Source organism: Nocardioides daphniae, assembly GCF_004777465.1.
Classification (GTDB): Bacteria; Actinomycetota; Actinomycetes; order Propionibacteriales; family Nocardioidaceae; genus Nocardioides; species Nocardioides daphniae.
Map to the genome: position 1 here is coordinate 1,525,200 of NZ_CP038462.1, position 13,133 is coordinate 1,538,332.

Sequence of the window (13,133 nt, forward strand, 5' to 3'; positions counted from 1 at the left end):
CGCAGCTGCGCGACCTGGCCGTCGAGGTGGCCACGGCCGCCGCGGCCCTGGTGCGCCGGGAGGCGGGAGGCGTCGTGGTGGCCGACACGAAGTCGAGCGCCGTCGACGTCGTCACCGAGGTCGACCGGCGCAGCGAGGCGCTGCTGCGTGAGCTGATCCTGGCTGCCCGACCCCACGACACCGTCCTGGGGGAGGAGGAGGGGGAGGCCGTCGGCACCAGCGGCGTCCGTTGGATCGTCGACCCCGTCGACGGCACGGTCAACCTGCTCTACGGCATCCCGGAGTACGCGGTCTCGGTGGCCGCCGAGGTCGACGGCGAGGTGGTGGCCGGCGCCGTCGTCGCGGTGGCGCAGGGGCACGTCTACGCGGCGGCCCGCGGCCACGGCGCGACGAAGGACGGTGCGCCGATCCGCGTACGCGGTGCCGCCCCGACGGCGCACGACTCGTGCAGACCGGGTTCGGCTACATGGCCGAGGTGCGGGAGCACCAGGGAGCCTGCGTGGCACGGCTGCTGCCGCGGGTCCGGGACATCCGGCGCGCGGGCTCCTGCGCCCTCGACCTGTGCCACCTCGCCGAGGGCCTGGCCGACGCCTACGTCGAGGAGGGGCCGCGGATCTGGGACTGGGCAGCCGGTGCCCTCGTGCTGACCGAGGCGGGTGGCTCGTTCGCCCTTCTCGAGGGCCACCTGGGCCGCCGTCTCGCAGGGTGGTCGAAGGAGTCGGTGGTGGTTGCCAGCACGCCTTCCGAGTGGGACGGTTTCGTCGCTGATCTGCGGGAGACCGGGTTCCTGGTGTGAGCGTCGCGCATCACATCCATGGGCCGGAATACCGCCGTCGAGAGGCCTGTTGGTCTCGACACGAGCCGCCGGTGGTGTTGTTGGCGGCCTGATGGGGCACAATCCTCGCGCCGACTACGGAGCGAGCCGACCTACGGCACAATTTCGGGAACTGGAAGAAGAGATGGCGACCGACTACGACGCACCCCGCAAGACCGAGGAAGACCAGAGCGAAGAGAGCATCGAAGAGCTCAAGGCGCGACGGCACGACAAGAACTCCGGCAAGGTCGACGAGGACGAGACCGAGGCAGCGGAGTCGTTCGAGCTGCCCGGCGCCGACCTGTCGCACGAGGAGCTCGCCGTCGAGGTGAAGCCCAAGCAGGAGGACGAGTTCACCTGCATGAGCTGCTTCCTGGTGCACCACCGCTCGCAGTTGGCGGACGCCGAGAAGCTCATCTGCCGCGACTGCGTGTGAGCTGAGCCCCGCGGGCGACCGCGTGGGCGACGATGACAGAGGCCGTGTCCCCGGAAGGGAACACGGCCTTCGTCGTGCTCGGGGCCGGCCTGCGGCCGCCGGGTCAGGCCTGGGGCTTGGCCCGGGCTGCGTCCTGCCCGTCCTTCTCCAGGCCCGGGGGCAGGTGGCCGGTCGACCTGGCGTAGTACGTCGCTGCCTTGCGGGTCGCGAGCATCCGGGCCAGCGCGATGGCGGTGCCGCTGACGGCGGCCCAGGCCACGGCCTCCCACAGGTCGACGTCGGGGTCGGCCGGGTTGACGGGCGGGTTCTTGCCCGTGGCGGCCCGCCACGTCTGGTCGAGGCCCTTCTTGGCGATCGCGGCGGCGCCCACCGCGGCGCCGAGGGAGAAGACGGTCCAGAGCTTGGAGCCGGATGCCATGCGAGTTCCTCCTGGTAGGTCGGTCGACCCAACCCTAGCGAGCAGGGGTGCCGCGCTGGGCGGACGCCGCCGCCCCGGTGATCGCGGCGGCCAGCTCGCGCGGGTGGCGCGTGTGGATCAGCCAGTAGGGCGTGGGGTCGGCCGGATCGGTGAGGTGCACCTTGACCGACCGCTTGAGGTAGGGCCGCAGCAGCAGGAAGGCGCGGGCGTCGGCGTCCCGGCCGGCGGTCAGCTTGGTCGCGTCGGTGCCCAGCGGCTCGACGTCACCGACGTACGACAGCGCGATGTGCGCCTTGCCGGCGTGCAGGGTGCCGTCGGAGACGCGCACGCGTGCGCCGTACGCCAGGAAGAGGGCGGCCATGACGACCAGCGTGACCGCGGTGATCGACCACGCGGCGGTCTCGGGGATCGACACCACGAGGGCCAGCCAGAAGGAGGCCACGAGCATGGTCCCCTGGACCCACCAGCGCAGTGGCACGTGCAGTCGCTCGGAGTAGTCCACGGCGCCCAGCCTATGCGGCGACCGCAGACGGGACGGAGGTAGGTGCGGGGCGCCCACGGCGGTAGGGTCTCGCCGCGTGAGTGACCACGACCTCGACGTGCAGATCGTCCGCCTCGACCAGGGACTGCCGCTGCCGGGCTACGCGCACCCCGGCGACGCCGGCGCGGACCTGCGTACGACCGTCGACGTCGAGCTGGGGCCGGGGGAGCGTGCGCTGGTGCCCACCGGCATCGCGCTGGCCCTCCCGCCCGGCTACGTCGCGCTGGTCCACCCGCGCTCCGGCCTGGCCGCCCGCCACGGCCTCTCGATCGTCAACACGCCGGGCACCGTCGACTCGGGCTACCGGGGCGAGGTCAAGGTGATGCTCATCAACCACGACCCCCGCGAGAGCCTGCGCCTCTCGCGCGGAGACCGGGTCGCGCAGCTCGTCGTGCAGCGCTACGAGCGGGTGCGCTACGTGGAGGTCGACGCGCTTCCGGAGTCGGTGCGTGGCGCGGGGGGTTACGGTTCCACCGGAGGGTTCTCCAGCTCTCCCGACCGGGCCGACCGGGCCTGACGAGCAGCCTGAGGAGGCAGCACCCGTGAAGTTCCGCCGCAAGTCCGCCGAGGCTCAGGCCCCGGAGTCCGTCGAGTCCGCCGCGCCGTCTGCGCCCGAGGCGCCGGCCGGCCCGGACCCTACGACTCGGCGGCCGTGCCGGACGACGTCGAGCGGGTCGACCTCGGCTCGCTGCGGGTGGCGCCCGTGCCCGGCCGCGAGCTGCGCCTGCAGGTCAACGAGGAGAGCGGCGAGGTGGCCGCGGTGCTCCTGGTCGCCGAGGACGGCGCCATGGAGATCCAGGCGTTCGCCGCTCCGCGCACCGGTGGGCTGTGGGAGGAGGTCCGTCCCCAGATCGTCGCGGACGTGACCCGTCGCGGCGGCCACAGCGTCGAGCGCGAGGGGCGCTTCGGCACCGAGCTGCTCTGCCAGGTGCCCGCCGCACTGCCCGACGGCAGCCAGGGCGTCCAGGCCTCCCGGATCATCGGTGTCGACGGTCCCCGCTGGTTGCTGCGCGCGACCCTGCTCGGCCGCCCGGCCGTGGAGCCGGAGACCGCCGGCGAGTGGGAGGACGGACTCGCCATGATCGCCGTGCACCGTGGCGACCAGGCGATGCCGCTGGGCAAGCCGCTGCCGTTCGTGATGCCGCCCGAAGCCCGCCGGAGCAGCTGACGTGGAGGTTCGCGGCAAGCTGCGCAGCGCCCTCTCCCGGTGGGCCGACTCGGCCGACCAGGAGCAGCGGGACCTGCGCAAGGAGCACGGCGTCGAGGGGGCGTTGAGCATCGCCGAGGCTCCGGACCGGGTGCCGGTGACGCTGCGTGGCAGCCTCCGGGCGGTCACCCTGATGCCGCGCGGCGGCGTGCCCACCCTCGAGGCCGACCTCGACGACGGGACCGGGACGGTCACGCTGGTGTGGCTGGGCCGTCGCCGGATCGCCGGCATCGAACCGGGCCGGGCGCTCAGCGCCACCGGACGCATCGGGATCCACGACGGCCGTCGTGTCCTCTACAACCCTCGCTACGAATTGATGCCATGAGCCAGGACGACCCTGACCAGAACGCAGCCCGGGACGCGACCCAGGACGCATCCGCGCCGGCTGCGCGCGCCGACGTGACCACGGTCGAGGCCCTCGTCCGCAAGCAGCTCTCGGAGGCCCTCGGCGGCCGCCGCGGGATGCTCGAGGCGGCGGCCCCCACCATCCTCTTCACCGGCACGTGGCTGGCGACCAAGGAGCTGCAGACCGCGCTGGTCGTCTCGATCAGCGCCGCCGTGCTGCTGCTCGTGGTGCGGCTGGTCCAGCGTTCCACCGTGCAGTTCTGTGTCAACGCCCTGGTCGGCATCGCGATCGGCTGGTTCTTCGTCAACCGGGCAGCGGCCGCCGGCGGCACCGTCGAGGAGCAGGCACTGGCGTACTTCCTGCCGGGCATCCTCTACAACGCCGTGTACGCCGTCGTGCTCGGCCTGTCGTGCGTCACCCGCTGGCCGCTGGTCGGCTTCATGGTCGGCAGCGTCACCGGTGACCCCACCGCCTGGCGCAGCGACCCGCAGGTCGTCCGGCTCACCAGCGTGCTGACCTGGGTGCTGGCCGCGCCGTGCGTCCTGCGCGTCGTCGTGCAAGCACCGATCTACCTGGCCGGGACCTCGGGCGCGATGGACGCCGACGCGGCCGTGGCGACCCTGGGCCTGCTGAAGATCGGTCTCGGCTGGCCGCTCCAGCTCGGCGCCCTGGCCTGGATGGTGTGGCTGCTCGGACGCAACCACACCCCGCTGGAGCCGGCGGTCGACCGGGCCCCCGAGGCGCGGGCCTGAGTCGCCCGCCCCGGGCGGTGCGGGCGTTGCGGGCGGTGGTCAGCGACCCACGGCCCGCGGCGCGAGCAGGTTCTGCAGCTCGTCCTCGGAGTCCTCCGCGACCACGAAGAGCAGCTCGTCGCCCGACTCCAGCGGCTGCTCCTCGTTGGGCGGGTAGACCTGCCCGTCGCGCAGGATCGTCACGAGCTGGCAGTTCTCCGGCAGGGGCACCAGGCCGGCGGCCTTGCCGACGTAGGGGGAGTCGTCGGGCAGCGTCATCTCGACCAGGTTGGCGTTGCCCTTGCGGAAGGTGAAGAGGCGGACGAGGTCGCCGACCGTGACGGCCTCCTCGACCAGCGCCGACATGATCCGCGGGGTGGAGACGTTGACGTCGACGCCCCAGGCCTCGGTGAAGAGCCACTCGTTGTCGGGGTGGTTGACCCGGCCGACGGTGCGCGGCACCCCGAACTCGGTCTTCGCCAGCAGCGAGGTGACCAGGTTGGCCTTGTCGTCACCCGTCGCCGCGATGACCACGTCGCAGGAGTCGAGCCCGGCCTCCTCCAGCGACGAGAGCTCGCACGAGTCGGCCAGCAGCCAGCTGGCCTCGGGCACCCGCTCGGGCTTGACCGCGGTGACGCTGCGGTCGATGAGCAGGACGTCGTGGCCGTTCTCGATCAGCTCACGGGCGATGGCGCGCCCGACGGCGCCGGCTCCGGCGATGGCGACTCGCATCTCAGTGCTCCTCCGGACCCTGCTCGATGGTCCTGTAGGTCTCGGCGGCAGTCTCCTCGCGCATGACGAGGTGCAGGACGTCGCCCTCCTGGATCACCGACTCGCGGTTGGGCAGCATGCCCTCGCCGAGGCGGTCGATCCAGGCGATGCGGCTGCGGGTCTCCATCTGGAAGACCACGGTGCGCTGCCCGATCCACTTCTCCGTCATCGGCACCTGGTCGAGGCGGATCGTCCCGGCGGGGTCGCGGAAGTCGGGCTCGGCGCCGGCCGGCAGGATGCGTCGCAGCACCTGGTCGGCGGTCCAGCGGACCGTGGCGACCGTGGTGATGCCGAGCCGCTGGTAGACCTCGGCCCGGCCCGGGTCGTAGATGCGGGCGACGACCTGGGCGATGCCAAAGGTCTCGCGCGCCACGCGCGCCGCGATGATGTTGGAGTTGTCGCCGCTGGAGACCGCGGCGAAGGCGTCCGCACGGCGGATCCCGGCCTTCTCCAGGACGCCCTGGTCGAAGCCGACCCCGGTGACCTTGTCGCCGTTGAAGTCGGCGCCGAGGCGCCGGAAGGCGTCGGGGTCGGTGTCGATCACCGAGACGGTGTGGTTACGGTCCTCGAGGCTGCGGGCCAGCGTGGATCCCACGCGTCCGCAGCCCATGATCACGACGTGCACGGCCACACGCTATACCCAGATTGGTCCGCCGAGTCCCCGATGCCGACCGATGGGTCTAGCCTTCATTCCCGTGGGTGTCGGTGATGTCTCGAAGCGGATCCTCCTGGGCCGCAAGCTGCGTAGTTCCCAACTCGGGGAGACGCTGCTGTCCAAGCGCATTGCGCTCCCCGTCTTCGCCAGCGACGCGCTGAGCTCGGTGGCGTACGCGCCGGACGAGATCTTCATCATGCTGTCGCTGGCGGGCGCGTCGGCGTACTCGATGTCGTGGCAGGTCGGGGTCGCCGTCGCGGTCGTGATGACCGCGGTGATCGCGTCGTACCGCCAGACCGTGCACGCCTACCCGAGCGGGGGCGGGGACTACGAGGTCGCCAAGGTCAACCTCGGGCGTACGGCGGGGGGCACCGTCGCCAGCGCGCTGCTCGTCGACTACGTGCTCACCGTCGCCGTCTCGATCAGCGCAGGGGCGCACTACGCCTCGTCGGCGATGGGCTTCCTGGACGGGCACGAGACGACGTTCGCGGTCCTGATGATCATGGTGCTGGCCGCGCTCAACCTGCGCGGCGTCCGTGAGTCGGGATGTACTTCGCGGTGCCGTCGTACCTCTTCATGGTGGCGATCCTCGGCATGTGCGCCTACGGCCTCGTACGCCTGGCCCAGGGCACGCTGCCCGAGGTGGAGAGCGCCGACCTGCGCATCCTGGAGGCGCCCGGCTACGAGGGCGAGCTGACGATGGTGGCCCTCCTGCTGCTGCTCGCCGCGCCTTCTCGTCGGGCTGCGCGGCGCTGACGGGTGTCGAGGCCATCTCCAACGGCGTGCCGGCCTTCCGCAAGCCGAAGAGCAAGAACGCGGCCACCACCCTCTTCCTGCTGGGCCTCATCGCCATCTCGATGATGATGAGCGTCATCGTCCTGGCCAAGCAGATGGGGCTGCGCTACGTCGACCCCAACGACATCGACCGCCTGGTGGACGCCGACGGGACGCCGATCGACTACGACCAGCACGCGGTGATCGCCCAGATCGCCCGCGGCATCTTCGACGAGTTCCCTCCGGGCTTCTACCTGGTCGTCGTCATCACCGGCGTCATCCTCGTGCTGGCGGCCAACACGGCCTTCAACGGCTTCCCCGTGCTGGGCTCGATCCTGGCCGAGGACGGCTACCTGCCGAAGGCGCTGGGCTCGCGCGGTGACCGGCTGGCGTACAGCAACGGCATCGTCTTCCTGGGAGCCATGTCGATCGTCCTGGTCGTCGCCTTCGACGCCGAGGTCACCCGGCTCATCCAGCTCTACATCGTCGGCGTCTTCGTCTCCTTCACGCTCAGCCAGCTCGGCATGGTCCGGCACTGGACCCGGGCGCTGACCAAGGAGACGGACTCGGCGGAGCGTGGTCGCATGCAGCGCGCCCGCGTGATCAACGCGGTCGGCATGGTCTTCACCGGTGCCGTGCTCGTCGTCGTGCTGATCACCAAGTTCACCCACGGCGCCTGGATCACGGTGCTGGTCATGGGGGCCTTCTTCGTCCTGATGCGGGCGGTGCGCCGCCACTACGAGGAGGTGGCCCACGAGCTGGCGATGGACGAGGAGGACAAGGCCCTCCCGACCCGGGTGCATGCGATCGTCCTGGTCTCCAAGCTGCACAAGCCGACGCTGGGCGCTCGCCTTCGCCAAGGCCACCCGCCCCAACGTCCTGGAGGCGATCTACGTCGACACCGACCGGGCGACCACCAAGGCCCTGGTCAAGGCGTGGGACGAGCGCGACTTCGACGTCCCGCTGAAGGTCCTGCACTCGCCCTACCGCGAGGTGACCCGGCCGATTGTCGAGTACGCCCAGGCGATCCGTCGGGCCAGCCCGCGCGGCGTGGTCGCCGTCTACATCCCCGAGTACGTCGTCGGTCGCTGGTGGGAGCAGCTGCTGCACAACCAGAGCGCGCTGCGACTCAAGGGGCGCCTGCTCTTCGCGCCGGGCGTCATGGTGACATCGGTGCCCTACCAGCTCGAGTCCTCCCAGCTGGCGCGCGAACGCGTGGCCAGGGAGCAGAGCCGGGTCAAGGCCGGTGACCTCCGTCGCGGCCGGGTGAGTGACGACGAAGGAAACAGGCAGGTACGTCGATGAGCAGGAACCCCCGCCAGCGCAAGGCACGAGGGCGCTCGCGGGTGGGTGAGCGCTTCGAGGTCGAGGTCGGCCCGGTGGCGCACGGCGGTCACTGTGTGGTCCGGGTGCCCGCGGGCGACCCCGACGACCCGACGGCGACCCGGGTGGTCTTCACCCGGCACACGCTGCCGGGGGAGCGGGTGGTCGTTGAGATCACCGAGGGCACCGAGGGAGACCGGTTCTGGCGCGGTGACGCGGTCGAGGTCCTGGAGCCGTCGAAGGACCGGGTGACCCCGCCCTGCCCGTTCTCGGGCCCGGACCGCTGCGGCGGCTGCGACTTCCAGCACGTGTCGTTGCCGCGTCAGCGCGGGCTCAAACTCGACGTCGTGCGCGAGCAGCTGGTGCGGCTGGCGAGGATGTCGCCCGAGGACCCGCTGCTGGCCGGTTTGCGCGTCGAGGCGGTGCCCGGTGACGAGCAGGGGCTGCGCTGGCGCACCCGTGGCCGCTTCGTCGACCTGGGCGACGGCCGCCGGGGGATGCGGAAGTTCCGCTCGACCGAGGTCGTCGAGGTCGACGACTGCCTGATCGAGTCGGTGGAGCCGGTCTCCCACACCGTCCGTGGGCTCGCCTTCGAGGTGGCGCCCGGCGGTTTCTGGCAGGTGCACCCGGGTGCTCCGGAGGTGCTCGTCGACAGCGTCCTGGAGATGCTCGCGCCGCAGGCCGGCGAGTCGGTGCTCGACCTGTACGCCGGGGTCGGGCTCTTCGGCCGTTTCTTGGCCCAGGAGGTCGGGACCGGGGCCCGTCTGGTCGCCGTCGAGGGTGACCGGACCGCGGCCGGGCTGGCCAAGCGCAACCTCGCCGGTGCCGCGAAGGTCCGGGTGAGCGCGGGCGACGTCGGCACCGTCCTGTCACGCGAGTACGACGAGCCGTTCGACCTGGTCGTCCTCGACCCGCCGCGCGAGGGGGCGCGCCGCGCCGTCGTGGAGCAGGTCGTCGACCGGGCGCCGCGAGCGGTCGCGTACGTCGCCTGCGACCCCGCCGCGCTGGCCCGCGACGTCGCCCTCTTCGCCGAGCGCGGCTACGCGCTCACCGCGCTGCGGGCCTTCGACCTCTTCCCGATGACGCACCACGTGGAGTGCGTCGCGCTGCTGGAGAAGGTCGGAGCCTGACGATGACTGCCTACTGGATCAACACCTTCACCGAGATCCGCGACCCCAGGCGCCTGGAGCGCTACGCGGCGCTGGCCGGGCCGGCGATGGTCGCCGCCGGCGGACGCTTCCTGGCGCGGGGCAACCCGACGTACGCCTTCGAGGAGGCCAGCCTCCTGCGCACCACGCTGATCGAGTTCCCCAGCGTGGAGGCCGCGCGAACGGCCTACGAGTCGGCCGCCTACCAGGAGGCGCTCGCGGTGCTCGGGGACGGCGCCACGCGCGAGATCCGGATCGTCCCGGCGGTCTAGCTGCCCGCACATGACGCCACCCGCCCTCCGCGGAGCGAAGAACGGGTGAGCGTCGGTGAGGGAGAGCCTCAACTGATCGCCGAGGGATGCGGCGCCAGTGGCGTGACGTAGATGTCCATGTAGGGGAAGAGCGGCAGTCCCGAGAGCAGCTCGTGCAGGGTCTCGTTGGAGTCGACGTCGAAGATCGAGACGTTGGCGTACTCGCCGACGATCCGCCAGAGGTGCGCCCAACGGCCTGAGCGCTGCAGGCTGATGGCGTTGGCCGAGCCGGCCAGGACCTCGCGGGTCACGTCGGCGGGCGTCGCCACCGACTCGTCGGCGATGAACGGCACGTCGAGCTGCTGGACCAGCCAGCGCCGGCCGAGGACGTCGTCGGCCGGGCAGAGCTCCTCGGCGAAGGTGAGGCCCAGGTCGGACATCTCCTGCATCGCGCGGGCGGACTCGGAGGCCGACCAGCCGCGGTTCGCGTCGACGTACAGCTCGACGTCGTCGCCCAGGCCGACGCGCAAAGCGCGTACGACGTCGGTGTCGAGCCGTGCGGGTCGTCGCCCGACCTTCACCTTCAAGGTCGTGATGCCGTAGGCCCGCCGGGGGAGGTCGTCGTTGGGGAGTAGGTGGATGTCGTGTATCTTGACGTCGAGAGATATCTGACTCGGGCATGACCTGCGAAGTAAGGCAAGCCTTCCTTTTTCCGCGCCCCTCGGCAGCGGCAAGATGGTCCGAGCGTGACAACCACAATCCCCGGTAGGAGATGCGACTGATGGCCAGTCAGGACAGCTTCGGTGCCAAGAGCACCCTGGACGTGGACGGGAAGTCCTACGAGATCTTCCGTCTGGACTCGGTGACGGGTGACGGCGTCGACGTCGAGACCCTCCCGTTCTCCCTCAAGGTCCTCCTCGAGAACCTGCTCCGCACCGAAGACGGTGCCAACATCACTGCGGACGACATCCGCGCGCTCGCCGGCTGGGACGCCGACGCCGAGCCCGACAAGGAGATCCAGTTCACGCCGGCCCGCGTGATCATGCAGGACTTCACCGGTGTGCCCTGCGTCGTCGACCTCGCCACCATGCGTGAGGCGATGGCTGACCTCGGTGGCGACGCCACCAAGATCAACCCGCTGGCGCCGGCCGAGATGGTCATCGACCACTCCGTCATCGCCGACGTCTTCGGCACCCCCGAGGCCTTCGAGAAGAACGTCGAGATCGAGTACGAGCGCAACCGCGAGCGCTACCAGTTCCTGCGCTGGGGCCAGGGCGCCTTCGACGACTTCAAGGTCGTCCCCCCGGGCACCGGCATCGTGCACCAGGTCAACATCGAGCACCTCGCCCGCACCGTCTTCACCCGTGAGGTCGACGGCGAGCTGCTGGCCTACCCCGACACCTGCGTCGGCACCGACTCCCACACCACCATGGTCAACGGCATCGGCGTCGTCGGCTGGGGCGTGGGCGGCATCGAGGCCGAGGCCGCGATGCTCGGCCAGCCGGTCTCCATGCTCATCCCGCGCGTGGTCGGCTTCAAGCTGACCGGCTCGCTCCCCGAGGGCTCGACCGCCACCGACCTCGTGCTCACGATCACCGAGATGCTGCGCAAGCACGGCGTCGTCGGCAAGTTCGTCGAGTTCTACGGCGAGGGTGTCGCGGCGCTGCCGCTGGCCAACCGCGCCACGATCGGCAACATGAGCCCCGAGTTCGGCTCGACCATCGCCGTCTTCCCGATCGACGACGAGACCGTCAACTACCTGCGCCTCACCGGCCGCTCCGAGGAGCAGATCGCGCTCGTCGAGACGTACGCGAAGGAGCAGGGCCTCTGGCTCGACCCCTCCGCCGAGCCGCGCTACTCCGAGAAGCTCGAGCTGGACCTCTCCACCGTCGTCCCCTCGATCGCCGGCCCGAAGCGTCCCCAGGACCGCGTCCTGCTGGCCGAGGCCAAGCAGTCGTTCCGTGGCGCCCTCACCGACTACGTCGCCGAGGGTGAGCAGGAGACCACCGGCTACGACGAGGAGCTCGAGGAGTCGTTCCCCGCCTCCGACCCGCCCAGCCACAACGGCAACGGCTCCGAGGCCCCGACCGACCACCTCTCGGCTGCGCCGAAGGACGGCGGACGCCGCAGCGACCCGGTCGAGGTCACCCTCGCCGACGGTGCGAAGTTCACCCTCGACCACGGTGCCGTGACGATCGCCTCGATCACCTCCTGCACCAACACGTCCAACCCGTCGGTCATGATCGGCGCGGCCCTGCTCGCCAAGAAGGCCGTCGAGAAGGGCCTCCAGCGCAAGCCGTGGGTCAAGTCGACCCTGGCTCCCGGCTCGAAGGTCGTCTCGGACTACTACGAGAAGGCCGGCCTCACGCCGTACCTCGACAAGCTCGGCTTCAACCTGGTCGGCTACGGCTGCGTCACCTGCATCGGCAACTCGGGCCCGCTCATCCCCGAGGTCTCCGCCGCGGTCCAGGAGAACGACCTCGCCGTCGTCTCCGTGCTCTCGGGCAACCGCAACTTCGAGGGTCGCATCAACCCCGACGTGAAGATGAACTACCTGGCGTCCCCGCCGCTGGTCGTGGCCTACGCCCTGGCCGGCTCGATGGACCTCGACCTGTTCAACGACGCGCTGGGTCAGGACTCCGAGGGCAACGACGTCTTCCTCAAGGACATCTGGCCGACCCCGGCCGAGATCGAGGAGACCATCGCCCAGGCGATCACCTCGGACATGTTCACCGAGTCGTACGCCGACGTCTTCGCCGGTGATGAGCGCTGGCGCTCGCTGCCCACCCCCGAGGGCAACACCTTCGAGTGGGACAGCGAGTCGACCTACGTCCGGAAGCCTCCGTACTTCGACGGCATGCCGGCCGAGCCGACCCCCGTCACCGACATCGAGGGCGCTCGCGTCCTGCTCAAGCTGGGCGACTCGGTCACCACCGACCACATCTCCCCGGCCGGCGCCATCAAGAAGGACTCGCCCGCGGGCAAGTACCTGGCCGAGAACGGCGTCGAGCAGCGTGACTTCAACTCCTACGGCTCGCGCCGTGGAAACCACGAGGTCATGATCCGCGGCACGTTCGCGAACATCCGCCTGCGCAACCAGATCGCCCCGGGCACCGAAGGTGGCTTCACCCGCGACTTCACTCAGGCCGACAACGCGGCCGACGCTCCCGTGACCTTCGTCTACGACGCGTCGGTCAACTACCAGGCTGCCGGCACCCCGCTGGTCGTCCTGGCCGGCAAGGAGTACGGCTCGGGCTCGTCGCGTGACTGGGCTGCCAAGGGCACCTCGCTGCTGGGCGTCAAGGCCGTCATCGCCGAGTCGTACGAGCGCATCCACCGCTCGAACCTCATCGGCATGGGCGTCATCCCGCTGCAGTTCCCGGCCGGCGAGAGCGCCGACAGCCTCGGCCTGACCGGCGAGGAGACCTTCTCCTTCACCGGCATCACCGAGCTCAACGAGGGCCGCACCCCCAAGACCGTCAAGGTCACCGCCACCAAGGCCGACGGCTCCACCGTCGAGTTCGACGGTGTGGTCCGCATCGACACCCCCGGTGAGGCGAACTACTACCGCAACGGCGGCATCATGCAGTACGTGCTCCGCAACCTGCTGAAGGGCTGATCCTGCTCCAGCAGCGTCTGACAGGACCCCGTCCCACCTCACGGTGGGGCGGGGTCCTGCGCGTGTCCGGGCGCGCTGTGGTGGGCGAGTGTGCCGAAG

The 13,133-nt window shown here is 70.8% G+C and carries 14 protein-coding genes and 2 pseudogenes; 11 read left to right on the forward strand and 5 right to left on the reverse strand.

Annotated elements, in window-relative coordinates:
- Positions 1-50: 50 nt before the first annotated feature.
- The 3 genes and pseudogenes from E2C04_RS20795 to E2C04_RS07475 all read left to right on the forward strand — a co-directional run.
- Positions 51-377 (forward strand): annotated as a pseudogene (locus E2C04_RS20795) (inositol monophosphatase family protein); the annotation flags it as partial.
- A gap of 89 nt (positions 378-466) precedes the next feature.
- Positions 467-796, forward strand: coding sequence for an inositol monophosphatase family protein (locus E2C04_RS20800; protein ID WP_275106571.1), 330 nt, complete (start codon positions 467-469; stop codon positions 794-796).
- A 163-nt stretch (positions 797-959) separates the two neighbouring features.
- Positions 960-1,250 (forward strand): DUF4193 domain-containing protein, encoded by a 291-nt coding sequence (locus E2C04_RS07475; protein ID WP_135832136.1) that lies wholly within the window; start codon positions 960-962, stop codon positions 1,248-1,250.
- 103 nt (positions 1,251-1,353) lie between these two features.
- Here the strand turns inward: E2C04_RS07475 and E2C04_RS07480 are convergent, their stop codons facing one another.
- Positions 1,354-1,668 carry a DUF4235 domain-containing protein gene (locus E2C04_RS07480; protein WP_135832137.1) on the reverse strand — a complete coding sequence of 105 codons (315 nt, stop codon included), beginning with the start codon at positions 1,666-1,668 and terminating at the stop codon, positions 1,354-1,356.
- 34 nt (positions 1,669-1,702) lie between these two features.
- The gene (locus E2C04_RS07485) at positions 1,703-2,170 is read right to left on the reverse strand and encodes a DUF3093 domain-containing protein (protein ID WP_229721506.1); all 468 of its coding nucleotides are present in this window, start codon (positions 2,168-2,170) and stop codon (positions 1,703-1,705) included.
- Between the two features lie 76 nt (positions 2,171-2,246).
- On the opposite strand from E2C04_RS07485, the gene dut reads away from it, so the two are divergent.
- From dut to E2C04_RS07505, 4 genes are all read left to right on the forward strand, one after another.
- Complete coding sequence (dut, locus tag E2C04_RS07490) at positions 2,247-2,726, forward strand: dUTP diphosphatase (RefSeq protein ID WP_135832138.1); 480 nt, start codon at positions 2,247-2,249, stop codon at positions 2,724-2,726.
- A gap of 135 nt (positions 2,727-2,861) precedes the next feature.
- Complete coding sequence (locus E2C04_RS07495; protein ID WP_135832139.1) at positions 2,862-3,377, forward strand: DUF3710 domain-containing protein; 516 nt, start codon at positions 2,862-2,864, stop codon at positions 3,375-3,377.
- A gap of 1 nt (position 3,378) precedes the next feature.
- Entirely contained in the window at positions 3,379-3,741 is a 363-nt protein-coding gene (locus E2C04_RS07500; protein WP_135832140.1) for an OB-fold nucleic acid binding domain-containing protein, read from the forward strand.
- Complete coding sequence (locus E2C04_RS07505; RefSeq protein WP_135832141.1) at positions 3,738-4,514, forward strand: DUF3159 domain-containing protein; 777 nt, start codon at positions 3,738-3,740, stop codon at positions 4,512-4,514. Before E2C04_RS07500 ends, E2C04_RS07505 begins: the two co-directional genes overlap by 4 nt.
- A gap of 39 nt (positions 4,515-4,553) precedes the next feature.
- On the opposite strand, the gene E2C04_RS07510 is transcribed toward E2C04_RS07505, so the two are convergent.
- Positions 4,554-5,225, reverse strand: a complete 672-nt coding sequence (locus E2C04_RS07510; RefSeq protein ID WP_135832142.1) for a potassium channel family protein — start codon at positions 5,223-5,225, stop codon at positions 4,554-4,556.
- Position 5,226: 1 nt separating this feature from the next.
- On the reverse strand, positions 5,227-5,874 hold the full coding sequence (locus E2C04_RS07515; protein WP_371870086.1) for a potassium channel family protein: 648 nt from the start codon (positions 5,872-5,874) through the stop codon (positions 5,227-5,229).
- A gap of 85 nt (positions 5,875-5,959) precedes the next feature.
- Between E2C04_RS07515 and E2C04_RS21895 the strand changes: the two are divergent.
- From E2C04_RS21895 to E2C04_RS07530, 3 genes and pseudogenes are all read left to right on the forward strand, one after another.
- Positions 5,960-7,998, forward strand: a pseudogene (locus E2C04_RS21895) (APC family permease).
- Positions 7,995-9,146, forward strand: a complete 1,152-nt coding sequence (locus E2C04_RS07525) for a class I SAM-dependent RNA methyltransferase (RefSeq protein WP_135832144.1) — start codon at positions 7,995-7,997, stop codon at positions 9,144-9,146. The pseudogene E2C04_RS21895 and the gene E2C04_RS07525 overlap by 4 nt, the downstream one beginning before the upstream one ends.
- A gap of 2 nt (positions 9,147-9,148) precedes the next feature.
- Positions 9,149-9,436: a DUF1330 domain-containing protein gene (locus tag E2C04_RS07530; RefSeq protein WP_135832145.1), complete on the forward strand. Its 288-nt coding sequence runs from the start codon at positions 9,149-9,151 to the stop codon at positions 9,434-9,436.
- 68 nt (positions 9,437-9,504) lie between these two features.
- Here E2C04_RS07530 and E2C04_RS07535 read toward each other — a convergent pair whose 3' ends face one another.
- Positions 9,505-10,149, reverse strand: a complete 645-nt coding sequence (locus E2C04_RS07535) for a muconolactone Delta-isomerase family protein (RefSeq protein ID WP_268234031.1) — start codon at positions 10,147-10,149, stop codon at positions 9,505-9,507.
- Between the two features lie 47 nt (positions 10,150-10,196).
- Here E2C04_RS07535 and E2C04_RS07540 point away from each other — a divergent pair, with 47 nt between their 5' ends.
- Complete coding sequence (locus tag E2C04_RS07540; RefSeq protein ID WP_135832146.1) at positions 10,197-13,034, forward strand: aconitate hydratase; 2,838 nt, start codon at positions 10,197-10,199, stop codon at positions 13,032-13,034.
- Positions 13,035-13,133: the final 99 nt, after the last annotated feature.

Bases quoted from the DNA above. Each gene is read 5' to 3' on its own strand.
- E2C04_RS07525 (WP_135832144.1), top strand. From the start codon at position 7,995: ATGAGCAGGAACCCCCGCCAGCGCAAGGCACGAGGGCGCTCGCGGGTG.
- E2C04_RS07515 (WP_371870086.1), bottom strand. From the start codon at position 5,874: ATGGGCTGCGGACGCGTGGGATCCACGCTGGCCCGCAGCCTCGAGGAC.
- E2C04_RS07480 (WP_135832137.1), bottom strand. From the start codon at position 1,668: ATGGCATCCGGCTCCAAGCTCTGGACCGTCTTCTCCCTCGGCGCCGCG.
- E2C04_RS07530 (WP_135832145.1), top strand. From the start codon at position 9,149: ATGACTGCCTACTGGATCAACACCTTCACCGAGATCCGCGACCCCAGG.
- E2C04_RS07475 (WP_135832136.1), top strand. From the start codon at position 960: ATGGCGACCGACTACGACGCACCCCGCAAGACCGAGGAAGACCAGAGC.
- E2C04_RS07505 (WP_135832141.1), top strand. From the start codon at position 3,738: ATGAGCCAGGACGACCCTGACCAGAACGCAGCCCGGGACGCGACCCAG.
- E2C04_RS20800 (WP_275106571.1), top strand. From the start codon at position 467: ATGGCCGAGGTGCGGGAGCACCAGGGAGCCTGCGTGGCACGGCTGCTG.
- E2C04_RS07510 (WP_135832142.1), bottom strand. From the start codon at position 5,225: ATGCGAGTCGCCATCGCCGGAGCCGGCGCCGTCGGGCGCGCCATCGCC.
- E2C04_RS07540 (WP_135832146.1), top strand. From the start codon at position 10,197: ATGGCCAGTCAGGACAGCTTCGGTGCCAAGAGCACCCTGGACGTGGAC.